Source organism: Leifsonella bigeumensis (genome assembly GCF_039537265.1).
Taxonomy (GTDB): Bacteria; Actinomycetota; Actinomycetes; order Actinomycetales; family Microbacteriaceae; genus Terrimesophilobacter; species Terrimesophilobacter bigeumensis.
This window is the reverse complement of record NZ_BAABAE010000005.1, coordinates 25,687-46,654: the sequence shown is the minus strand read 5'-3', so window position 1 is coordinate 46,654 and position 20,968 is coordinate 25,687. Positions and strand designations below refer to the sequence as shown.

Below are 20,968 nucleotides of genomic sequence, written 5' to 3'. Positions count from 1 at the left end.
GGTACCAAACTGCGTGACGGCCCTCACCCCGCGTTCTGCGGCGACCTCGCGTTCGCAATGATGTGCGCACGGTGTTGTTCTCCTGTTGTTGCATCGGCACGGTTCAGAGCGAACGCGCGAGCCAGGTTACTCAGTCTTGACGGCCATGAGTGCCTCCAGCGGGTCGACCCCGGTGAGCAACGCGGCATCCTGCGCCTGGCACAGGTTGGCACCATAGGTCGACGACGTCGCGGTCTGAGTCCAACTGCGGGCGCCCTCGCCGTTAGCGATCTCCACATATGTCGCATAGATCGGGTCGTTTTGACGCTCGAAAGCCGGAACCTTCTTCAGCTGTGGGATGTTCGCCACATCATTGGAGAAAATCGCGGTCTGCTCGGCATTGGTGGTCATCCACGCGATGAAGTCGAATGCTTCCTGCGGGTGCTTTGCCCCCGAAGGAATCAGCTGAGCGTTCGCGTCGATGTAGGTCGCGCCGGTGCTTGACGGCGAACTTGCGGCGCCGGGGAACGGAGCTGCAGCGAGTTGTGCGGCCACGGCAGGATTGTTGTCCTTCGTGAACGCGGCCGACCACGGTCCATCGAACATCATCGCAAGCTTGCCCGATTCGAGTGGATCGCCACCGGTAAGGTAACTGCCCGCGCTCTGGATGAAGTTCTGGATGTTGGCAACGCCGTACTCATCGAAGAACGACTTCTCCCATTCAAGCGCAGCGACGTTCTCATCCGCGGTCGGAGTGGGATTACCGTTGGCATCGGTCCAGCTGCCACCAAAGGCGTAGCCGTAGCTGATGAGCGGACAGGTCTGCCCCTGGTCGGGACCGGGGTAAGTGGGAAGAAAGCCCATCTGGGTGATCGCGCCGGACGCATCCGTCTTCGTGAGTTTCTTCGCGAAGTCGGCGAGCTCTTCCAGCGTCGTCGGCGGCGAGTTGGGGTCGAGGCCGGCTTCTGTGAAAAGTTCTTTGTTATAGAGCAACCCCGCATTGAACACCTGAAACGGCAGCGCATACGTGACGCCATCGACGGTCATGCCTTCGTACGCGCTCTGAATGTACTGGCTCGTGTCGAGACCGGCAGCCTTGATGTAGTCATCGAGTGGCTGGATGGCACCGGCCGCTGCCCAGCCGCCGAGTGAGAGCGAGTTTCCCAGGTCAATGATGTCGGGCGGATTGCCTCCCGTGATCGACGAGAGGATCTCGGCGTTATTTGTCACAGGTTCCTCGGTGATCGTGATGTTCGGGTGGAGTGATTCGTACTCGTGGATGAGTGCTTTGAGGGTGTCGCGCTCGTGCCCACCGCCCCATTGCTGCCACATCGTGAGTTCAATCTTGCCGCTTTCGTTCGCGTTTCCGTCGACCGCGCAACCGGCGAGCGCAAGAGCACCCGCAATCGTCATGGCGCCCACGCCGAGGAACCGGGTGACGACGCGATTGCGTCGACCGTCTCGGGCACGCGCAATGATCTCTGGGTGGTTAGGGAACATTTTCACTCTCCTCGTTGATGAGTAGGTGCCCGATGCCAGACGCACATATTATACGTTCGGATGAACACTGATCGAGATCGTATAGCTTAAAGCAAATGTTCACAAGAGCAGTGAGCATGTGGGTCTACGAGTTCGCCCAACTCCGCGGGAAGGGAAGAAGAAACCCTCCCGGGGAGTACTCCAGGGAGGGTTTTCGCTATGGTGACCCCAACCGGATTCGAACCGGTGTTACCGCCGTGAGAGGGCGGCGTACTAGGCCACTATACGATGGGGCCGTAGTGGACAACTCATAGAGTATGCCATAGACGCGCAGCCCGGCGAAATTCCCGGGTCACCGACACAGCACGAGGGAACGATATGCGTAGAAGCACGCTGTCCGCGGGTATCGCCGTACTCGCCATCGCCGGTCTCGTGAGCGGATGTTCGCTCCTGAACCCGGGGCCGCCCCGCGACGACGATGGCCGGGTGACGGAGAGCACGACGATCTCGGCTAGGGACCTCCATGAGGGTGATTGCTTCACCTTCAACTCCGCCGACGGCGGGGTCGTCGCCGAGGTCACGGTCATGCCCTGCTCACTTCAACACGACTACCTCGTGATCGGGCAGGGGACGCTCACGGCATCCGATGTGACCTCGGCCGGTTCGCTGCAGAATGCGGTCTCGGTCGCCTGCGCCGACACCTTCGAGGTGTTCAAGGCCGCCATCACGGGTGACACCAGACCGAAGCAGGAGTTCCTCGTCTTCGCCGAGACCGAGGAGGCCGACGCCGACCAGCTCTACTCGTGCATCTCGACCGACCCCGACCAGACGACTACGGAATCGGCGCCAACACCCTGAGCGCTCCGGGCCGCACCTCGACCTCGACCGGCAGTGCGGAGACACGCTCGCCGTCCGCGTAGGCGACGATGTCGTCCGCGTCGATCCGGATGCGACGGGCCCGGCTGATCGACACCCTCGCATCGGTCACATGGGTGCCCTTGAACACGCGCGGGAAGATCCGCAGGAACGCGGTGCGCGAAAGCGGCTGCACGACGAGCACGTCGAGGAGGCCGTCGTCGAGGCGGGCATCCGGGGTCACGAGCATGCCGCCGCCGAGGGAGGTGTTGTTGGCGACGGCGATGAGCACGGCATCCGTCTCGCTGGCGACCCCGTCGAGTTCGAGCCGGTAGCGGATGGGTTTCAGCATGGCGAGCTCCCGCAGGAGTGCGAGGTTGTAGCGCTGGCGACCGCGCGGCCAGCGCATGAGGTTGGCCCGCTCGTTGACGATCGCGTCGAAGCCGGCCGAGAGCACGCAGGCGTACCAACTCGTCGAGCCGTCGCCGTGGGTGACGTGGCCGGCGTCGATCGTACGCGGCGGTCGGCCGAGCGCCCCGAGGAGCAGGTCGATGGCGCGTTCGGTGTTGCCCACCGGGATGCCGAGGCCGCGCGACATGTCGTTGCCGGTGCCGGAGGGCACGATGCCCAGCGGGATGCCCGTGCCCGCGACCAGGTTGACGCCGAGGTTGACCATCCCGTCGCCACCGACGACGACCAGCGCATCCGGTTTCTTCGCGAGCGCGGCGGCCGCGGCGGCGCGCAGTTGTTCGTAGTCCGGCTCAGTGAGGCCCGTCACGTCGTGCCCGGCCGCGCGCAGCGTGTGGACGACCGCGGGACCGACCGCGCGGCTCCTGCCGAACGAGGCCTGCGGGTTGATGGCGACGACGATGCTCAGCGGCTTCGTCGTCGTCATCCCCCGATTATGGCGGTTTCGCCCCCTCCGTGGTGAACGAAACGAAGGAGTTCGACGCCGAATCGCACGCTTCTGCCGCGCCACGTCCCGAATGAAGGCATTCGGAGCCGGAGACCCACGCGGGGCATGGCATCCGCAGGCTGCCCGGCTCCGAATGCCTTCATTCGGGACAACACGACTAGCGCAGGCGCAGTCGGCGCAGCAGCTGCGCGTTGAGGGCGACGACGATCGTCGACACCGACATGAGCACGGCCCCGAGCGCCGGAGACAGCAGGATGCCTGCGCCGACGAGCACGCCGGCCGCGAGCGGGATCGCCACGACGTTGTATCCGGTCGCCCAGAACAGGTTCTGCTGCATCTTCGTGTAGGTCGCGCGCGAGAGGGTGAGCGCCTTCGCGACGCCGCGCGGGTCGCTCGAGGCGAGCACGATCCCCGCCGACTCGATCGCGACATCCGTGCCCGCGCCGATCGCGATGCCCAAATCCGCCTGCGCGAGTGCCGGGGCGTCATTCACCCCGTCGCCGACCATCGCCACGACCGTGCCCCCGGCCTGCAGCTGCTTCACGACCTCGGCCTTCTGGCCCGGAAGCACCTCCGCGAACACCTCCTCGATGCCCAGCTGCGCAGCCACCGAGTCGGCGACCTCACGTGAGTCGCCGGTGAGCATCGCCACCCGGATGCCTCGCTTGCGCAGTGCCGACACCGCCTCGGCCGACTCCTCCCGAACCACGTCGGCGAGCGCGATCATGCCGAGCACCGCATCGTCGTCCACGACGTAGACGATCGTCCGGCCCGCCTCGGCGGCCATACGCGAGGCGTGCACGAGCGACGCCGGCATGAGCAGTCCGCGCTCGTTGACGACGCGACGGCTAGCGACGGTGGCGGTTCGCCCGGCCACGGATGCCTGCGCCCCACGCCCCGGGAGCGCCTCGAACTTCGACGCTCGCTCCACCCTGAGCTTCCTGGCCTTCGCCTCCGCGACGATCGCCCGCCCGATCGGATGCTCCGCCTTCGCCTCGACCGCCGCGGCGAGCGCGAGCACTCGGTTCGCCTCCTCGGCGTCGTCGGTGTCGGCACTGCCTGCATCGTGATCGTTGGCGACAGCGACTTCCGCGACCCCCTGCTCGCCGCGGGTGAGCGTTCCGGTCTTGTCGAAGAGCACCACGTCGATGCGACGCGCATCCTCGAGCGCGCGCCGGTTGCGCACGAGCAGGCCGTTCTTCGCGCCGAGCGCGGTCGAGATCTGGGCGACGAGCGGGATTGCGAGCCCCAGCGCATGCGGGCACGCGATGATGAGCACGGTGACGACCCGCTCCAGAACGAAGTTGGGCTCATCCGGGCGCAGCAGCAGCCACACGACGAGCGTGATGAGGGCGGCCGCGATCGCGATGTAGAAGAGCCAGGCCGCCGCGCGGTCGGCGAGCACCTGCACACCGGACTTGCTCGCCTGAGCGTCCGCGACCATCCGCATGACGCCCGCGAGCGCGGTGTCGCCGCCGACCCTGTCGACGCGCACGGTGAGCGAGCCGCTGCCGTTGATGCTGCCGGCGATGACGGATGCCCCCTCCGCCTTGTCGACGGCGGTCGACTCCCCGGTGAGGAGCGCTTCGTCCACGTCGGACTCCCCCTCGATGACGACCCCGTCGACGGGGACCCGCGCCCCGGGCCTCACGACCACGTGGTCGCCGAGCGCGAGGCTCGACACCGCCACCGTCATCATGTGGTCGCCGTGCACGAGCTCAGCCTCGTCGGGAATGAGCTTCGCCAGCTCGCCGAGGGCGTCTTGGGCGCCCGAGATGGCGGACATCTCGATCCAGTGCCCGAGGAGCATGATCGTGATCAGGGTGGCGAGCTCCCACCAGAAGTCCATGCCGGGCAGACCGAGGGTGACAGCCAGGGAGTAGCCGAGGGCGACCACGATCGCGAGGGAGATGAGCGTCATCATGCCGGGCTGGCGCATCCGGAGCTCGGCGACCGCTCCCGTGACGAACACCCAGCCGCCGTAGACGAAGATCGCCAGACCGAACACCGCGGGGATGTACTGGCTGCCGGGGAAGCGCGGGCCGCTGAGGCCGAGGATGTCCTGGAGGCCGTGCGAGAACACGAGCGTCGGAATGGTGAGGATGAGACTCAGCCAGAACTTGCGGCGGAACTGGGCCGGGTCGTGGTGACTGTGGTCGCCATGGCCGGAGTGGTCGTGGTGGTCGTGACTTGAGTGATCGTGATGGGTCTCGGCAAGCTCGACCGGAGAAGCCAGCTCGACCGGAGAAGTCGAATCGACCGGAGAAGCCAGCTCGACCGGAGAAGTCGAATCGACCGGCGAATCCGTGTGATGGTGCTCGTGCATGCTCATTCTCCCCTCACATTCGCGAGCTCGTAGACCTTGAGCAGTTCGTCGACCGCGTGGTCCCTGCTGTCGCCGCCCGCAGCGAACATGTCGCTCACGTGCGTGCGCAGGTGGTTCTCGACGAGCAGCTTGTTGAGGCTCCTCAGCGACTTCTGGATGGCGAGGGACTGCGTGATGATATCCATGCAGTAGTCCTCGTTGTCGATCATCTTCTCGAGGCCGCGCATCTGGCCTTCGAGGATGCGGCTGCGGTGCAGCGCGCGTTTCTTCAAGTCTGCGATCATGCTCACAAGCATACCCCTAGGGGGTATCTATGACAAGCCACCGCAATAGGCTTGCTCCATGAAGGTCACCAAGCAGGAGCACTCCTGCCTCATCATCGAGAGCGCCGGCAGGACTCTCATCCTCGATCCGGGGTCGTTCACGACCCTGCTCGTCGGCATGAGCAACGTCGTCGCGATCGTCATCACCCACGAGCACCAGGATCACTGGACCGCCGACCAGCTCGAACGCATCCTCGACCGCAATCCGGATGCGCGCATCTTCGGCCCCGCCGGCGTCGCGGCTGCGGCATCCGGTTTCGCGGTCGAGGTCGTGGGGCCCGGCGACACGGTCGAGGTCGAGCCGTTCTCCCTGCGCTTCTTCGGTGGCCGCCACGCCGTCATCCACTCCTCGATCCCCGTCATCGACAACGTCGGTGTCCTGATCGACGACGAGCTCTACTACGGGGGCGACTCCTTCACGATCCCGGAGGGCGTCGAGGTCCCGACTCTCGCGGTGCCCGCCGGAGCACCCTGGCTGAAGATCGGCGAGGTCATGGACTATGTGACGGCCGTGGCGCCCAGGCGCAGTTTCCCGGTGCACGAGATGGTGTTGTCTGTGGCCGGCAAGGCCATGTCGAACGCGCGCATCCAGGCCATGACCGAGGCCGGCGGCGGCGAATTCTTCCCGCTCGAGCCCGGCGACTCGATCGACCTGTAACCGCGCCTGGCAGCGCAGTCCGGGCAGACGAAAGGCCCGGTCGAATGACCGGGCCCCTCGTGACGTCAGGCGAGGATCAGGCCTCGCTCATCGCGGTGACCTCGGCTTTGCCCTTGGCGGCGTAGTAGGCGGCGCGCTCGGCGAGACGACGAGTCTGCTCGGCCTGGCCGGCATCCAGGATGTCCTGCGAGACCTCGTAGTTCGGCACACGGGACTTGCCGTTGTACTTGGCGATGTAGGCGTCGAGTTCCGGCCCGGACTCCCACGACGTGATGAGGCAATAGCGCGGCGTCTCGCCGTTGTGGGTTGTGGCGTGCCACAGGCGCTGGGTGTCCACGATGAGCTGGGCGCCGGCCGGGAGGGCGATGTGGTGCTCGATGCTCGGGTCGGTGCGGTTCTCCCGCAGAACGAAGTAGCTGTCTTTGTCGTCGCTGAGGTTGAAGAATCCGCGCACGACCCAGCCGGTGCCATCCGGGTTGAGACGGTTGTTGTCGTCCTGGTGGAGGTTGTAGAGGCAGTCCGCATAGTCGGTGGGCTGCAGCTCGATGACGCGGCAGCGGCCGACGTTGGAGCCCGGCTCCAGGGCACGGCGGGTCAGGTTCGGGGCCTTCTCGACCTGGGACGGGATCCAGACGCCGTCCTTGTCGGTGCGGGGGTTCTGCCCGTGCCAGAAGCCATTGCACTCGATCTCGCCCTCTTTGGAGGCCAGCGGCGCGAAGCGGGTCTCGCCCGACGACTTCCAGTCGACGAACTCGATGTCGAGCCATTCCTTCGGGTCGAGCTCCTGGTTGTAGCGGTCGAGGACCACGTAGCCGGTCTCTTCGAGCGCGGCGGATTTGATGTAACCCATGAGGTGGATTGGTACCTTTCTTCGGGGCCAGCACGTTTTAACAGGCCCAACTTAGGTAAGCCTAACATCGGGTAGGCTGCGTACTGGCTGGCATTGTGCGGAGAGCCCGGGTCCAGCAGTACCGCTGAACCCCTCAAGGAGCAGACCTCGAAGATGGTCACCGCCACCAACGTCGACGCCACGGCAGTCAGCACCATCGGCTGGCTCTCGACCTCCGAGGCCACGATCGTCGTTCCGGTGTACCAGCGGCAGTACCGCTGGGACATCGGCGGATGCGAGCGGCTGCTCGCCGACATCCGCGCCGTCTCGGATGCCGGCCCCGGCCACCGGCACTTCCTCGGTTCGATCCTGTCCTCGGCGAACGCCGGCGATGGATCCGGAGAGCTCGTGCTCATCGACGGGCAACAGCGCATCACGACGCTCATGCTGCTCATCGCCGCCCTGCACCACACGGTCAAGGACGACGATCCCGGGCTGGCGGCCGAACTGTCGGCCGTGCTCGTGCACGCCGACGACCCGACACGGACCCGCCTGCGCCCGCACCGCGCCTGGGCCGAGATCTTCGACAGTGTCGTGCTCGATCGCCGACTCTCCGAGCACGATGCCCGCGACTCGAGGTTCGACGACAATTACGCCTTCTTCCGCAGCCAGGTGCGTGGTGAGGAGGTGCCGAGGATCTGGCGCGGCCTGCAGAAGCTCGAGCACGTCGCCATCTCGCTCGGCACCGACGCGAACGCGCAGCAGATCTTCGAGAGCCTCAACTCCACGGGCGCGCCGCTGCGCGATCACGAGCTCATCCACAACTACCTCCTCATGGGCCTCTCGCACGAGGAGCAGCTCGAGATCGAGGACTCCTTCTGGGTGCCCATCGAGCAGAACACCGGCGAGTCGATCGGCAGCTTCTGGCGCCACTACCTCGTCATGACGACCGGGCGCGAGGTCGCGGTCGCCGGTGAACGCGGGGTGTACGACGCCTTCCGGCAGCGGTTCCCGCAGCTGGGCCTCGAAACGCTGCGCCAGCAGGCGGCCGAGTGGCGGGAGTTCTCGGAGATCTACCGCATCCTGCTGGACCCATCGCTCGAACAGGATGCCGAGATCGGACGTCAGCTCGCCTGGGTCAACGCCTTCGGTCGCGGGATGTACCCGCTCGTCCTCCGCGCGTACCACGACCACGCGCGCGGGGACATCGAGAAGGCGGCCCTGGTCGAGACGCTCGAGCAGGTCCAGTCGCTGCTCCTGCGCCGGGCCGTCGTCGGCGTGAGCATCGATCGGCTCGTGGCACGGATGTGTCGCGCACGCGAGGCCGGCGTCGAGAGTCTCGAGCGTGCGATCGCCCGCATCACCCCCTCCGACGAGCGCGTGCGCGTCGCCCTCAAGTACGCGGAGCTTCCCTTCGCCGGCTACGTGCTCGGGCGGCTCGCCGGGGTCGACGGCACGGATGCCGAGGTCGACCACATCGTCCCGCTGGCCCCCTTCGACACGTGGAGCGGCGACGGTGTGCGGGCCTGGGCGGACTACACCGAGGACGAGCAGAACAGCCACCGCGCCCTCGCCCCCACCCTCGGCAACCTCGTCCTGCTGGAGGAGCCGCTTCTCGAGCGCGCGCTGGGGGCATCCTTCCCGGTGAAGCGGGACCGGTTCTACGCCTCGAGCGCGATCCCGGCGACGCGGTCGCTCGCCGAGGTGCCGGCCTGGAGCACTGCGGCGATCACCGAGCGTTCGTCGCTGCTGACCGAGCAGTTCCTCACTCTCTGGAAGCGGCCAGGCGCGCTCGAGATCGATGACGACGGGCTCACGCCCATCCTCGACGCCCACTCACGGCGCGGCTGGCCGCACGGCTGGCAGCGCGAGTTCGACTACGTGGAGTACCGCGGAGAGCACTGGGAGGTGCACGACGTCAAGCACCTGTTCCACCGGGTGTTCCTGCGGCTCTGGGCGGATGCGCGGGCGGATGTCGTGCGGTTCAGCGATCGCCGTGGCGGCCCGCTCTTCGAATCGCAGGCCTGGAACGGCGAGTGGGAGGCCTTCGACGCCACCCACCACCTCTACCTCGGCTGGGACTCGCGCTACATGATGACCGCGGTGCAGGGCGTGCTCGATGAGGCCGGCCTCGCCGCCGAGGTCTTCATCAAGTACTCCTACATCGGCGACGCGATGTAGCCATCCGCTGCGGGAGTGTGCGCCCTACCCGCGCACCAGCTGCTGGATCTCCGTCCCCACCGTGTCAGGGTTCTTGCCGTATTCCGGAGCGATGATCTCGGCCAGCGAAAGCGCTTCTTCGCAGCATGCCCGGCATCCGCGGAGATGCACGCGGAACGCCTCGGAGAAGGTGCTCGTCCCGGTGATGAAGGCCTCGATCATCTCATCCATCTGATCGAAGCAGTCGTCGCACGACTGGTACGGGTCCGTGTCCAGCATGAGCTCACGGATCACCGGGTCGCCCCATGGCGGTGTCGTGCTTGTTTCGGGATTCGGTTGTTCTCGCATCATCTTGTCTCCCAAACCGGTGTGGTTTGATTCTCACTGCGCGAATCGGCATCGAGCAGGCCGCGTGCTTCAAGGTAGACACGCAGCTTCTTCCGCGATTCATGCAAAGTCTTGTAGAGCGCTCCCCGACTCGTTCCCAACCGCTCGGCGAGTACATCGATGGGGACCTCATCGATCAACAGGGCGGTCGCGATGCGGCGCTGATGCTGCGTGAGCGCTTCGGCGAGACCACGCCGCACCGCCTGGTGCAGATCATTCACTTCGGCAGTGGCCTCTGGCGCGTCGTCGACCGGTGTCGGGATGTCGAAGGAGTCGTCCAGCTGGATCTCACGGTCGCGCCACACCAGTCGCCGCATTTCGACTCTCGCGTGCAGAACCCCGAACTTGAACGCCCAGGTCGTGAACCGGCTGCGCCCCTCGAACGTATCGAGCCGGGAGAGAACCACCAGGGTCGCCTCGTCTGCGGCCGCGTGCACGACTTCTTCGACCCGGGCAGCACCGATACGGTCCACCCCATGCATGCGATGCACTTGATGCCCGGCCGCCCTGAGCATCAGTTCACGAAGGTGCCCGATCGCATCCTCCCGGACACGGCCGGTGGTCGTGAGCCGCCGCATCCATTCTTCGTTGCTGATCGGGGCGCTGTGAGGTTGCCACGACCGCCGCTCATCATCCTCATCACGAAGGATTCCGTCACACTCGTCGTCGACGGGCAGAGCGAGTGTCTCGTTCATGACCTGGCCCCTCTCTCTGTGACGTCTCTCTCAGAGTACTGAGTCGCCCCGCAAGCTCCAGCCTCAGCGTCTTCGATGAGCGCGTGAATATCGAAGGCCGGGTCTTTCGCGTGCCGGTAGGCCGTGATCTCGTCGACCCTCGCGCGAAGGAGCTCCTCGCGCCTGAAGCGGATCTCCAGCCGCGTCAGAAACCCCGGAACCGTCTTCGGGATGCCGGAGTGGTGGGCGGGTGAGCTGGTCATACTTCGTGAGTGTCCGCGCGGATGCCATTCCTTACCGATTTCCCCCAAAAAATCTCATGGAGAAGGAATTCGTCGCATTTCGGTAAGACTCCTGGCGCACTTCGGCACTCATGGGGCAGACGGTTCGATACGGCCACGAAACGGGCCTCCCGATCCAGACGAATCGGGAGTCGCGATCGACCGCACGGCGTCAAGCCGGAACCCAAGAGGAGAAATCTCATGTTGAAGCCACATACGCGTCTTTCGGCCATCGCGCTCGCGGGGGCCCTGCTTCTCAGCGGCGGGCTGTTGACCGCCTGCTCCCCGTCCGGCCCGGGCTCGGGCCCTGCGCCCGTTGCGCAGGATCACTCGGCGATGCAGATGGAGACGCCAGCGAGCCAGAGTGCGCAGTCCGCGCTGTACGGCGCGATGCGGGAGCTGTGGGCCGACCACATGCAGTGGACCTACGCGACGGTGAAGGACTTCTTCCACAACCAGGACGCGCTGCCCGACACTCTCGACCGGCTCCTGCAGAACCAGGTCTTCCTGGGCGACGCGATCGCCACGTACTACGGTGACGACGCCGGACAGGCCCTCACCGACCTCCTGACTGAGCACATCCAGCTTGCCGTGCCGGTCCTGACCGCAGCCCAGGCCGGCGACGATGCGGCCCTGCAGGCCGGGCTCGACGACTGGTACGCCAACGCGCAGGACATCGCCGACTTCCTCACCGGGGCGAACCCCGACTCGTGGCCCGCAGGAACCACGAGCGAGATGATGAAGGCCCACATCGACACGACGGTGGCCTACTCGGTGGACCTGCTCAAGGGCGACTACAAGAAGTCGATCGCGGACTACGACATCGCCTTCAACCACATGATGGACATGGCGGATGCGCTCTCCGCCGGCATCGTCGCGCAGTTCCCCGACCAGTTCTAGGGAGTTCTCGTCGTGAGGCTGGGCCGGTAGCGCTCGCTACCGGCCCAGCCTCCAGTCACGTCCGCGAGCGTGTCCCGATGGCCACCGACGAACGAGCGAAACAGCCGTCCTGCGCTAGCCGCGCCCGAACCGGATGTCTGCGGCGCTGAAGATCGGGGACCCGAGAGTCTCCCGCGCTGCCCGGTATCGTTCAGGGCTCACGCCGGACGCTTCGAACTGCCGGGCGCGATCGGCGTAGCCGAACCCGTTCGGGATGCCGCCGGCCTCCAGCTCGCGGGTCCTCTGCTCGCGGAGGATGGAGCCCGGCGACACGAAGCCGTGCGGCTCGTACTGGTAGAGGTTCCAGCACCAGGCGATCGCGCGTGCCCGGGTGAATCCGGCCCAGTCGCCCTGGGTGACCGGCTCGTTGCTGTCTTTCGTGGACACGGGGGTGTTCCCCCTCTCCGGGGGCTCGCCCCCATCGACTCTTGCACCACGAGATCTCGTGGGCCCGTTCTTCCCCTGGGACACCCGGGAATCGATGGATTCGGGTTGTCGTGCGGCCGGCCAGGTACCTGTGGACGCAACTCTGGAACGTGGCATCAGAGTAGCGGAGGGCGCCGACATGCGAGGACGACAGCGAAGGGAGGTCAGGGAGTCTGCTGGGGTACCTGGACTCGAACCAAGAACAAAAGAATCAGAATCTTCCGTGTTGCCAATTACACCATACCCCACCGGTTCCGACCGAAGCCGGGCCGACTGTCTACTTTAGCGTATCGTGCGGGTTGCTTCGAGGCGACGCTCCTACAACCGCTCCGCGAGCCTCGCGATCCTCGCGAGCGTCGACTCCTTACCGAGCAGCTCCATCGACTCGAAGAGCGGCGGGCTGATGCGGCGGCCGGAGATCGCCATGCGCAGCGGCCCGAACGCGAGGCGCGGCTTGAGGCCCAACTCGTCCACGAGCGCGCCGCGCAGGGCAGCCTCGATTCCCGGCGGCGTCCAGTCGTCGAGATCCTTGAGCGCGCGCGTCGCGACGGCGAGCACCTCGGGGCCGCCGTCGCCGGGCAGGGCATCCGCGTCGAACTCGAGGGCGTCATCCGCGGTGAACAGGAACGCGAGCAGCCCCGGAGCCTCGCCGAGCAGCTGCATGCGTTCCTGCACGAGCGGGGCGGCACGGTGCAGCATGGCGCGGTCGGCATCCGTGGCGACGAGGTCGCCGAGGTAGGGCAGCATCCGGTCGGCGAAGTCGGCGACATCCAGCATCCGGATGTGGTCGCCGTTGATCGACTCCGCCTTCTTCAGGTCGAACCGCGCCGGGTTGGGGTTGACGTCGGCCACGTCGAACGCCGCCACCATCTCCTCGATCGTGAAGACGTCGCGGTCGGCGGAAAGCGACCAGCCGAGCAGGGCGAGGTAGTTGATGAGCCCCTCGGGCACGAAGCCGCGGTCGCGGTGGTGGAACAGGCTCGACTCGGGGTCGCGCTTGGAGAGCTTCTTGTTCCCCTCGCCCATGACGTAGGGCAGGTGCCCGAAGCGCGGGATCGCGGTGGCGATGCCGAGCTCGATGAGCGCGTGGTAGAGCGCGATCTGGCGCGGGGTGCTGGAGAGGATGTCCTCACCGCGCAGCACGTGCGTCACCCCCATGAGCGCGTCGTCGACCGGGTTGACGAAGGTGTAGAGCGGCTTGCCGTTCGGGCGCACCACCACGAAGTCGGTGAAACTGCCCGCCGGGAAGGTGATCTCCCCGCGCACGAGGTCGTCGAACCCGAGGTCGGTGTCTGGCACGCGCAGGCGTAGCGCCGGCTCCCGCCCCTCGGCGCGGTAGGCGGCGCGCTGCTCCTCGGTGAGGTCACGCTCGAAGTTGTCGTAGCCCTGCTTGGGGTCACGCCCGTTCGCCGTGTTGCGCGCCTCCATCTCCTCCGGCGTCACGAAGCTCTCATACAGGTGCCCGGATGCGCGCAGGCGTTCGATCACGTCGGCGTAGATGTCGCTGCGCTGCGACTGCCGGTACGGCCCGTGCGGCCCGCCCTTGCCCTCGCCCTCGTCCCAGTCGATGTGCAGCCAGGAGAGCCCGTCGAGCAACTGCTCGTAGCTCTCCTCGCTGTCGCGTGCGGCATCCGTGTCCTCGATGCGGAAGATGAGCTTGCCGCCGGTGTGCCGGGCGTAGGCCCAGTTGAACAGCGCCGTGCGGATGAGCCCGACATGCGGTGTGCCGGTCGGCGAGGGGCAGAACCGTACCCGGATGTCGGAGCCGGTCGCGGTCGTGAAGGAGGCAGTCATCGCTGCAATTCTAGGCGAGGGCGGGAACACTGCAGATTCGCCGGTTCGAGATCACACCCTCTGGTCTCAGACGTTCAGCGCCCGGAACGAAGCCCGCGCCAGAGCAGCCAGAGGCCGACCACGACGTTGCCCAGGACTCCCAAGAGCAGGAGAAGGTGCCAGGCCATGAACCCTGAGCCGATGAAGCTGAGCAAGGCGACTGTTGCGGCGATCACCGGAATGGATGCGGTGGCGACCCACTTCTCCCCGGTACTCCAGGTCTTCGACATCCACACCATGGCGATCCCGAAGACCCAGCCGAGGAGCGGAACGACAATCCCACCGAATGCTACGAGCAGGCTCGCGAGCACCGTGTACCAGCGCGGGTCGCCCGCCTGTGGTGTACCCCCACGCACGACCTGCGGCTGGGTTCGCTGGCTCATGATGTGCTGTCCTTTCCGATGAGCTCGCCGACGGTGCTGCTGAACGGTGCCCACTGCGCCCGGAACGCGTCGAGCTCGGCTGTGCCGGCATCCGTCAGGCGATAGTACTCGCGGACGGGTCCCGAGGCGGATGCCCGGTCGAAACTGCTGACGAGTCCCCGCGTCCGCAGGCGGGTGAGCATCGGGTAGAGCGTGCCGAGCCCGATCTCCTTCGAATTGGTTCACGCGAAACGGACGGCGGCGAGGGCGAGCGCCGCGACGAGCAGCCAGGCGAGGCCGCCGACCGCGAGCGAGCGCGCGCCGGTCTTCACGAGGGTCGCGAACCGCACGGCCGAGCCGAGGCCGAAGAGCGCGGCGGCCAGCAGCACGGTCTGCACGGCATCCGCCCCGGCGAGCACCGGCGCAGGAACGACAACGAAGGAGTTCAGCAGCACGGCCGCGAGAAAACCGGCCACGAAGAGCGGAACGATGGCGGGACGGCGCGTTTCTCCTTCGTTTTCGTTCCTCCCGGATGCGGTCGCACCGGCCGAGCGACGCCGCACGACGAGCGACGCGCCGGCCACCATCGGCGCGAGCATGAGCACGCGTGTGAGCTTGACGACGACCGCGATCGCGAGCGCGGCGGGCCCGGCGATCTGCGCGGTCGCGACGACCTGCCCGACGTCGTGCACCCCCGCGCCGACCCAGTGCCCGAACTCGAGGTTCGTGAGCCCGAGCGGCGTCTGCAGCAAGGGCAGCACGGCGATCGCGAGCGTGCCGCACAGGGTCACGAGCGCCACGGGGGTCGCCTGCTCCTCGCGTCTGCTCCCGGTCACCGATCCCATCGCCCCGATCGCGGATGCGCCGCAGATCGCGAACCCCGCCGCCACGAGCAGCGGCTCGTCGCCCGGCAGGCGGAACATCCGGCCGAGCCACCATGTCCCGAAGAACGTCGCGATCACGAGCGCCACGATCACGAGGATCGCGAGCCAACCGAGCCGGCCGATGTCGACGAGGCTGAGCTTGAGCCCGAGCAGCACGATACCCGCGCGCATGAGCGTCTTCGCCGCGAAGTGCAGGCCAGGGGCGAGGGGTCCGTCGAGCCAGGCCCGTGCGAACGGCAGCTGGGCGACGAGGATGCCGAGGGCGACGGATGCGGTCAGCAACGGCACCGCGGGCACGAGCGTGTGCACCGCGAAGGCGACCACCACGGCTGCAGCCGCAGCCGCCAGCCCCGGCAGGAGGCGGGTGACAGCCGGAAAACCCGTCATCCTGCGAGCGAGAGTTCGCACGAGGCCGAGGTCATGAGGGGGTTGTGCCTCGTGAGGGCGAACATTCGCCGTCATGAGGCACGAACCGGTTCATGGCTGCCGGGACCACCTCTCCGAGGCTCACGCGGCTCGGTTGCGCGCAGGGTTCGAAAGCGTCCCGATGCCCTCGATCGTGATGTCGACGGTCTGGCCGTCCGTGAAACCGCCGAGGCCTGCGGGCGTCCCCGTGCAGATGATGTCCCCCGGCAGAAGCGTCCACACGCTCGAAGCGAACTCGATGATCTCGGGAACGGTGTAGAGCATGTCCCCCGTGTTACCGTGCCGCCTCGGCTCACCGTCGACGAACGTCTGGATCTCGAGGTTCGAGATGTCGAGCTCCGTCTCGATCCAGGGCCCGATCGGGCAGAACGTGTCGTACCCCTTGGCCCGCGCCCACTGGCCGTCCGCGAACATGACATCGCGCGCCGAGATGTCGTTGGCGATGGTGAAGCCGAAGACGTAGTCCGCCCAATCGGCCGCCGACACGAGCTTCGCGATCTTGCCGATGACGATCGCGAGCTCGCCCTCGTGCACGATGCGACCGTCGACCGGCGGGATCTGGATGGTGTCGCCCGGCCCGACGACGGCGGTGTTCGGCTTGAGGAAGATGAGCGGGTTGTTCGGTGTGTCGGCGTGCAGCTCGGCCTTGTGCGCGGCGTAGTTCATGCCGACGCACACCACCTTCGAACGCGGGATGACGGGCGCCAGCAGTTTCGCGTCAGCGAGCGCGACCCGCTCCCCCGTGGTGTCGAAGCCGCTGAACATGGGATCTCCGGCGAGCACGACGAGTTCCTCGTCATCCACGATCCCATAGCGGGGATCTTCACCGGCCGTACTGAACCGCGCGATTTTCACGTATTCCAGCCTAGCCGCGTACGGAGTCGAGCCTGGTCAGCCAGCCGTGACGGTCCTCTGCCCGCCCGTACTGGATGTCGGTGAGCTCCTGCCGCAGCGCCATCGTGAGCTCGCCGGCCGGAGCATCCGCCGACCCGATCGTGAAGTCGGCGGCCTTCAGCTGGGCGATGGGCGTGACGACGGCCGCTGTCCCGCAGGCGAACACCTCAACGATGTCGCCGGATGCCGACCCCTCACGCCACTCGTCGATCGTGACCCTGCGCTCCTCGACCGTGTGGCCGCGGTCGCGGGCGAGCTGCAGGATGGAGTCGCGCGTGATGCCTTCGAGGATGCTGTCGGACTGTGGCGTGACGAGCGTGCCGTCCTTGTAGACGAGCACGATGTTCATACCGCCCAGTTCCTCGAGATACTTGCCCTCCGAGGAGTCGAGGAACATGACCTGGGCGCAGCCGTTCTCCGAGGCCTCGGCCTGCGCGATGAGCGATGATGCGTAGTTGCCGCCGGTCTTCGCCGCCCCTGTTCCACCCTTGCCCGCGCGCGCGTAGGTGGTCGAGAGCCAGATGGAGACGGGAGCGACCCCGCCGTGGAAGTAGGCCCCGGCCGGGCTGCCGATGACGTAGTACGCGACCTTCTCGGCCGGGCGCACGCCGAGGAACGCCTCCTTGGCGAACATGAACGGCCGCAGGTACAGGCTCGTCTCCGGCGCCGACGGCACCCAGTCGGCGTCGACGGCGATGAGCTGGCGCAGCGAGTCGACGAAGTATTCGAGCGGAAGCTCCGGCAGGGCGAGGCGCTCCGCCGAGCGGCGCATCCGACCGGCGTTGGCCTCGGGACGGAAGGTCCAGATGGACCCGTCGGCGTGGCGGTACGCCTTCATGCCCTCGAAGATCTCCTGCCCGTAGTGCAGCACCGCTGCCGCGGGGTCGAGGGAGATGGGCCCGTAGGGCTGCACGCGCGGCCGGTGCCATCCTCCGCCGACTGACCAGCAGATGTCGACCATGTGGTCGGTGAAGAACTTGCCGAACCCGGGGTTGGCGAGGATCTCGGCGCGCTCCTGCGCGCTGCGCGGCACGAGGTTGCGGGTGACCGCCCACTCGAGGTCGGTGGAACTCTCTGAATCAGCGGTGATGCTCATGGGGTCCTTCTCAGGTCGATAGGTGGTGCGATCAGGCTCTGGCCAGCAGTCCGGCGATGTCGTCGCCGATGGCGGTCGTCGACCGGGTCTGGGCGCCGCGGGCGGCGAGATCCGCCGTCACGGCCGCCGTGACCCGTTCCGCGACCTCTGGGTAGCCCTGCTGCGAGAGCAGGAGTGCTACAGAGAGGATCGCGGCGGTCGGGTCGGCCAGTTGCTTGCCGGCGATGTCCGGGGCCGAGCCGTGAACCGGTTCGAACATGCTGGGAAAGGTGCCGTCCGGGTTGATGTTGCCGGATGCCGCCAGTCCGATGCCTCCGCTGATTGCGGCGGCCAGGTCGGTGATGATGTCGCCGAAGAGGTTGTCGGTGACGATCACGTCAAATCTACTCGGATTCGTGACGAGATGGATGGTCGCGGCGTCGACGTGCTGGTAGCCGACCTCGACATCCGGATGCTCGAGGGCCACGGCGTCGACGGTGCGCTGCCAGAGCGAACCGGCGTAGGTCATGACGTTGGTCTTGTGAACGAGGGTGAGCTTCCTGCGCCGCGCCTCGGCCTGCGCGAAGGCGAACCGAACGACCCTCTCGACGCCGTACGCGGTGTTGACGCTCACCTCGCTCGCGATCTCGTGCGGCGTGCCGGTGCGGATGCTGCCGCCGGTCCCCGCGTACGGCCCCTCCGTGCCCTCCCGCACGACGACGAAGTCGACGGCGCCGGGGTCCCGCAGCGGGCTCTGGACCCCCGGGAGGGTGAGCGTGGGGCGCAGGTTCACGTAGTGGTCGAAGGCGAACCGCAGCTTGAGCAGGAGCCCGCGTTCGATGATTCCCCCGGCGAGCCGCGGGTCGCGGGGGTCGCCGCCGACGGCGCCGAGCAGGATCGCGTCGTGGCCTCGGAGGCTCTCGAGGTCGTCGTCGCCCAGGATCACGCCCGTCGAGAGGTAGTGCGCCGCGCTGAACGGGTAATCGGTGGTCTCGACCTTCGTGTCGGAGGGCACCGCCACACGCAGTACTTTGACGGCTTCGGCGATGACCTCGGGGCCGATTCCGTCTCCCGCGATGACGGCGAGATCGAGCGTGCGCGACATGGAACCTCCGAGTGGATGCTGGGGTTCCAGAGTACCGCGACGGTCAGCGACCTCCGCCGCCCCCGCCGCCCCCGCCCCCGCCGGAGAAGCCCCCGCCGAAGGAACCACCGGAGAAGCTTCCCCCGCCGCTGCGCGACCAGGACGAACCGGAAGAGGATGAGCGAACCGTCTGCCGCGCGATCGTCGACGTGGAGATCGAACCGAGCGCGCTCGAGAAGACCGTCCCGTCGAAGGAACCGGTCGAGACGAACCAGTCCGGCGCGGTCTCGCCGTAGAGGATTGTGAGCTCCTTCGTCCACTCCCTCTCGACGCCCCACAGCACCGCAAACGGCAGAAGCTTCTCGTAGAGCTTGACCCGCTGGGCGGGCTGGCGGATGTCGAGGCCTTCCGCCCGCACGCGCTCGGCGCCTTCCGGGCTCTGCAGCATCCGGAACCGGTCCGCCTCGGCGAGCTGCAGATAGTCGCGGATGCCGAGGAGGTAGTCACGATGCACCGCCCCGGCGGCCGAGGCGACGGCCGGCCGGTAGGCGAAGCCCGCGCACACGAAGCACCCGAGGATGGCGAGCAGGAATCCGACGATTCCCCAGGCGTTCACGTCTGTGAAGAAGATCGACACCATGAAGAGCCCCATCGACACGAAGCTCATGACGAACATGAAGACCGCCGCGAGGATCCCGACGAGCGGCGAACGCTTCTGCAGCAGCCCGCGCGCCATCACCGACCTCCGCACTTCTGCACGCACTCCTGCGATCGCCGTGGCCGCGGCATCGTCGACGACTCCCACTTCCTGGATCGCCCCGATCTGCGGGAGGCTCGCATCCACCACCGCCGAGTCTCCACCGAAGAACGAGGCGACGGCGCTCATCGTCGCCTCATCCAGGATTCCGCTCGTCTGCAGACGGGCGAGATGGTCGACCGCGCTGTCGCCGAAGAGCGCCTTCATGAGGTCGAGCTCGGTCGGGTCGAGCCCGTCGAGGTCGAGGAGTTGCAGCGTGTAGCTCGCGCCGCTTCCGGTGACCGGATAGTCGAGGATTCGCAGCCTGCCGCGCACCGCGAAGCTCACGATCTGGGCCGGAAGCCCGCTGCCCCGACGCCCGATGATCTCGGCGGCCTCGAGCAGGTTGAGTTCTTTCGGCGGCGTGTATTGGGGAACGATGATGCCACTGCCCTTCGCCGAGGCAGGCTTCACGAACCGCCAGACGACGGTGAACGCCGTGCCGAGCACGATGAGCAGGACCGAGCCGATGGATGCCGCATTCAGCCACCAGGGCGACTCGGTCTGCCCTGGAAAGAAGGGATTGACGTCGCCGGGGAAACCATCGTCGGGCTCCACCTCCGCGGGAACCTGGACGAACGTCCCGAGGGTGAACCCGATGACGACCGTGAGGTTCTCGTAGGCCCCGATGTCGCGAACGGATGCCGTGAAGACGTCGCCGGCGGCATCCGGGGCGTGCTCGACCGGGCAGGTGTCGGTCGCGCCCTGCCCGCCGCGGTAGCAGGCGTTGTTGCCGGTGAGATACTGCGTGAGCGCGGGGTCGAGGTGCACGCGCGCGGAGACCGTGCCGAACGGCTGGGGGAAGCCGGTGCCGTTGGTGTCCCAGTAGAACTCGTCGTCGCTCGTGTCGGCGAAGGCGCGCACGACGTTCTGCTGCGTGTAGGTGATCGTGTACGTCGTGCGGCCGTGCACGAAGTCGTCGGTGCCGAGCGCGAGCTCGGTGAACCCGCCGCTGACCGTCTCCTCGTAGGGCACATCGGCACCGTTCTCGTCGACGACCGACTGCACGTCCGTGAGCAGTGGGACCCCGTCGTAGTCGTTCGGGATGGCCCTGATCATGCCCCGGTTCTGGTCGAAGGACGGGAACCTCGCGACGAAGGTCTCCACCGTGCGCAACGTCGCGTGCCCCTGAGCGTCCCGGCCGAGGTAGTAGTCGGCCGAGTAGGACTCGAACTCGAAGTCCTGCACTCCGGCACGCACGGAGTGCCCGGCGTCGGCGGGCCGGCCCTCGGACGCGACCGCCGCTGCGGCGAGCGGCGACCCGAGGGCGAACCCGAGAGTCAGGATGGCGAGGGCTGCCCACGATCGCTTCACGAGAGCGAGCCTATCCGGGAGCCCGATACAGGCAGCACCCAGCACTCGTACAGGTATCCCACAGGAGA

Annotated in this window: 21 protein-coding genes, 2 tRNA genes and 1 riboswitch; of the genes, 4 read left to right on the top strand and 19 right to left on the bottom strand. The window is 67.0% G+C overall.

All coding sequences use genetic code 11. The features are described 5' to 3' along the window. Window positions 1-126: 126 nt before the first annotated feature. Window positions 127-1,479, bottom strand: coding sequence for an ABC transporter substrate-binding protein (locus tag ABD678_RS13580; protein ID WP_344757636.1), 1,353 nt, complete (start codon window positions 1,477-1,479; stop codon window positions 127-129). Window positions 1,480-1,678: 199 nt separating this feature from the next. Further along, a tRNA-Glu gene (locus ABD678_RS13575) sits at window positions 1,679-1,754 on the bottom strand. 82 nt (window positions 1,755-1,836) lie between these two features. On the opposite strand from ABD678_RS13575, the gene ABD678_RS13570 reads away from it, so the two are divergent. Continuing rightward, window positions 1,837-2,316, top strand: coding sequence for a hypothetical protein (locus ABD678_RS13570; RefSeq protein ID WP_344757635.1), 480 nt, complete (start codon window positions 1,837-1,839; stop codon window positions 2,314-2,316). On the opposite strand, the gene ABD678_RS13565 is transcribed toward ABD678_RS13570, so the two are convergent. From ABD678_RS13565 to ABD678_RS13555, 3 genes are all read right to left on the bottom strand, one after another. Further along, window positions 2,291-3,208, bottom strand: a complete 918-nt coding sequence (locus ABD678_RS13565) for a YegS/Rv2252/BmrU family lipid kinase (RefSeq protein ID WP_344757634.1) — start codon at window positions 3,206-3,208, stop codon at window positions 2,291-2,293. The two genes, ABD678_RS13570 and ABD678_RS13565, sit on opposite strands and share 26 nt — an antisense overlap. Window positions 3,209-3,386: 178 nt before the next feature. Then, window positions 3,387-5,561, bottom strand: coding sequence for a heavy metal translocating P-type ATPase (locus ABD678_RS13560; protein ID WP_344757633.1), 2,175 nt, complete (start codon window positions 5,559-5,561; stop codon window positions 3,387-3,389). Then, window positions 5,558-5,839, bottom strand: coding sequence for a metal-sensitive transcriptional regulator (locus tag ABD678_RS13555; RefSeq protein WP_344757632.1), 282 nt, complete (start codon window positions 5,837-5,839; stop codon window positions 5,558-5,560). Before ABD678_RS13555 ends, ABD678_RS13560 begins: the two co-directional genes overlap by 4 nt. Window positions 5,840-5,897: 58 nt before the next feature. Between ABD678_RS13555 and ABD678_RS13550 the strand changes: the two genes are divergently transcribed. Then, on the top strand, window positions 5,898-6,536 hold the full coding sequence (locus tag ABD678_RS13550) for an MBL fold metallo-hydrolase (protein WP_344757631.1): 639 nt from the start codon (window positions 5,898-5,900) through the stop codon (window positions 6,534-6,536). 76 nt (window positions 6,537-6,612) lie between these two features. Here the strand turns inward: ABD678_RS13550 and ABD678_RS13545 are convergent, their stop codons facing one another. After that, window positions 6,613-7,386 carry a hypothetical protein gene (locus ABD678_RS13545; protein ID WP_344757630.1) on the bottom strand — a complete coding sequence of 258 codons (774 nt, stop codon included), beginning with the start codon at window positions 7,384-7,386 and terminating at the stop codon, window positions 6,613-6,615. Between the two features lie 153 nt (window positions 7,387-7,539). On the opposite strand from ABD678_RS13545, the gene ABD678_RS13540 reads away from it, so the two are divergent. Further along, window positions 7,540-9,546, top strand: a complete 2,007-nt coding sequence (locus tag ABD678_RS13540) for a GmrSD restriction endonuclease domain-containing protein (RefSeq protein WP_344757629.1) — start codon at window positions 7,540-7,542, stop codon at window positions 9,544-9,546. 24 nt (window positions 9,547-9,570) lie between these two features. On the opposite strand, the gene ABD678_RS13535 is transcribed toward ABD678_RS13540, so the two are convergent. From ABD678_RS13535 to ABD678_RS13525, 3 genes are read right to left on the bottom strand one after another with little or no spacing between them, the layout of a single operon-like run. Further along, complete coding sequence (locus tag ABD678_RS13535; protein WP_344757628.1) at window positions 9,571-9,876, bottom strand: hypothetical protein; 306 nt, start codon at window positions 9,874-9,876, stop codon at window positions 9,571-9,573. After that, a complete protein-coding gene (locus tag ABD678_RS13530) occupies window positions 9,873-10,607 on the bottom strand; it encodes an RNA polymerase sigma factor (protein WP_344757627.1) in 735 nt (244 codons plus the stop codon). The genes ABD678_RS13535 and ABD678_RS13530 overlap by 4 nt, the downstream gene beginning before the upstream one ends. Beyond that, a complete protein-coding gene (locus ABD678_RS13525) occupies window positions 10,604-10,849 on the bottom strand; it encodes a hypothetical protein (protein WP_344757626.1) in 246 nt (81 codons plus the stop codon). The genes ABD678_RS13530 and ABD678_RS13525 overlap by 4 nt, the downstream gene beginning before the upstream one ends. Window positions 10,850-11,068: 219 nt before the next feature. Here ABD678_RS13525 and ABD678_RS13520 point away from each other — a divergent pair, with 219 nt between their 5' ends. Beyond that, window positions 11,069-11,767 (top strand): hypothetical protein, encoded by a 699-nt coding sequence (locus ABD678_RS13520; RefSeq protein WP_344757625.1) that lies wholly within the window; start codon window positions 11,069-11,071, stop codon window positions 11,765-11,767. A gap of 114 nt (window positions 11,768-11,881) precedes the next feature. On the opposite strand, the gene ABD678_RS13515 is transcribed toward ABD678_RS13520, so the two are convergent. From ABD678_RS13515 to ABD678_RS13470, 10 genes are all read right to left on the bottom strand, one after another. Next, window positions 11,882-12,193, bottom strand: coding sequence for a hypothetical protein (locus ABD678_RS13515; RefSeq protein WP_344757624.1), 312 nt, complete (start codon window positions 12,191-12,193; stop codon window positions 11,882-11,884). A gap of 32 nt (window positions 12,194-12,225) precedes the next feature. Next, window positions 12,226-12,342: riboswitch (SAM riboswitch) on the bottom strand. A 66-nt stretch (window positions 12,343-12,408) separates the two neighbouring features. Further along, window positions 12,409-12,480, bottom strand: a tRNA-Gln gene (locus ABD678_RS13510). Between the two features lie 70 nt (window positions 12,481-12,550). Then, entirely contained in the window at window positions 12,551-14,026 is a 1,476-nt protein-coding gene (gene gltX, locus ABD678_RS13505; protein ID WP_344757623.1) for a glutamate--tRNA ligase, read from the bottom strand. Between the two features lie 74 nt (window positions 14,027-14,100). Beyond that, window positions 14,101-14,448, bottom strand: coding sequence for a hypothetical protein (locus ABD678_RS13500; protein WP_344757622.1), 348 nt, complete (start codon window positions 14,446-14,448; stop codon window positions 14,101-14,103). Then, complete coding sequence (locus tag ABD678_RS13495) at window positions 14,445-14,654, bottom strand: PadR family transcriptional regulator (protein WP_344757674.1); 210 nt, start codon at window positions 14,652-14,654, stop codon at window positions 14,445-14,447. Before ABD678_RS13495 ends, ABD678_RS13500 begins: the two co-directional genes overlap by 4 nt. Before the next feature lie 15 nt (window positions 14,655-14,669). Continuing rightward, on the bottom strand, window positions 14,670-15,698 hold the full coding sequence (locus tag ABD678_RS13490) for a YeiH family protein (RefSeq protein ID WP_344757621.1): 1,029 nt from the start codon (window positions 15,696-15,698) through the stop codon (window positions 14,670-14,672). A gap of 120 nt (window positions 15,699-15,818) precedes the next feature. Beyond that, window positions 15,819-16,592, bottom strand: a complete 774-nt coding sequence (locus ABD678_RS13485) for a fumarylacetoacetate hydrolase family protein (protein ID WP_344757620.1) — start codon at window positions 16,590-16,592, stop codon at window positions 15,819-15,821. Window positions 16,593-16,602: 10 nt separating this feature from the next. After that, complete coding sequence (locus ABD678_RS13480; protein WP_344757619.1) at window positions 16,603-17,727, bottom strand: branched-chain amino acid aminotransferase; 1,125 nt, start codon at window positions 17,725-17,727, stop codon at window positions 16,603-16,605. A gap of 31 nt (window positions 17,728-17,758) precedes the next feature. Continuing rightward, complete coding sequence (locus tag ABD678_RS13475) at window positions 17,759-18,811, bottom strand: 3-isopropylmalate dehydrogenase (protein WP_344757618.1); 1,053 nt, start codon at window positions 18,809-18,811, stop codon at window positions 17,759-17,761. A gap of 43 nt (window positions 18,812-18,854) precedes the next feature. Beyond that, window positions 18,855-20,900, bottom strand: a complete 2,046-nt coding sequence (locus ABD678_RS13470) for a DUF2207 family protein (protein ID WP_344757617.1) — start codon at window positions 20,898-20,900, stop codon at window positions 18,855-18,857. Between the last annotated feature and the right edge of the window lie 68 nt (window positions 20,901-20,968).

Bases quoted from the DNA above. Each gene is read 5' to 3' on its own strand.
- ABD678_RS13525 (WP_344757626.1), bottom strand. From the start codon at position 10,849: ATGACCAGCTCACCCGCCCACCACTCCGGCATCCCGAAGACGGTTCCG.
- ABD678_RS13565 (WP_344757634.1), bottom strand. From the start codon at position 3,208: ATGACGACGACGAAGCCGCTGAGCATCGTCGTCGCCATCAACCCGCAG.
- gltX (WP_344757623.1), bottom strand. From the start codon at position 14,026: ATGACTGCCTCCTTCACGACCGCGACCGGCTCCGACATCCGGGTACGG.
- ABD678_RS13560 (WP_344757633.1), bottom strand. From the start codon at position 5,561: ATGAGCATGCACGAGCACCATCACACGGATTCGCCGGTCGATTCGACT.
- ABD678_RS13480 (WP_344757619.1), bottom strand. From the start codon at position 17,727: ATGAGCATCACCGCTGATTCAGAGAGTTCCACCGACCTCGAGTGGGCG.
- ABD678_RS13520 (WP_344757625.1), top strand. From the start codon at position 11,069: ATGTTGAAGCCACATACGCGTCTTTCGGCCATCGCGCTCGCGGGGGCC.
- ABD678_RS13530 (WP_344757627.1), bottom strand. From the start codon at position 10,607: ATGAACGAGACACTCGCTCTGCCCGTCGACGACGAGTGTGACGGAATC.
- ABD678_RS13555 (WP_344757632.1), bottom strand. From the start codon at position 5,839: ATGATCGCAGACTTGAAGAAACGCGCGCTGCACCGCAGCCGCATCCTC.
- ABD678_RS13500 (WP_344757622.1), bottom strand. From the start codon at position 14,448: ATGAGCCAGCGAACCCAGCCGCAGGTCGTGCGTGGGGGTACACCACAG.
- ABD678_RS13475 (WP_344757618.1), bottom strand. From the start codon at position 18,811: ATGTCGCGCACGCTCGATCTCGCCGTCATCGCGGGAGACGGAATCGGC.
- ABD678_RS13570 (WP_344757635.1), top strand. From the start codon at position 1,837: ATGCGTAGAAGCACGCTGTCCGCGGGTATCGCCGTACTCGCCATCGCC.
- ABD678_RS13540 (WP_344757629.1), top strand. From the start codon at position 7,540: ATGGTCACCGCCACCAACGTCGACGCCACGGCAGTCAGCACCATCGGC.
- ABD678_RS13545 (WP_344757630.1), bottom strand. From the start codon at position 7,386: ATGGGTTACATCAAATCCGCCGCGCTCGAAGAGACCGGCTACGTGGTC.
- ABD678_RS13490 (WP_344757621.1), bottom strand. From the start codon at position 15,698: ATGACGGGTTTTCCGGCTGTCACCCGCCTCCTGCCGGGGCTGGCGGCT.
- ABD678_RS13580 (WP_344757636.1), bottom strand. From the start codon at position 1,479: ATGTTCCCTAACCACCCAGAGATCATTGCGCGTGCCCGAGACGGTCGA.
- ABD678_RS13535 (WP_344757628.1), bottom strand. From the start codon at position 9,876: ATGATGCGAGAACAACCGAATCCCGAAACAAGCACGACACCGCCATGG.
- ABD678_RS13550 (WP_344757631.1), top strand. From the start codon at position 5,898: ATGAAGGTCACCAAGCAGGAGCACTCCTGCCTCATCATCGAGAGCGCC.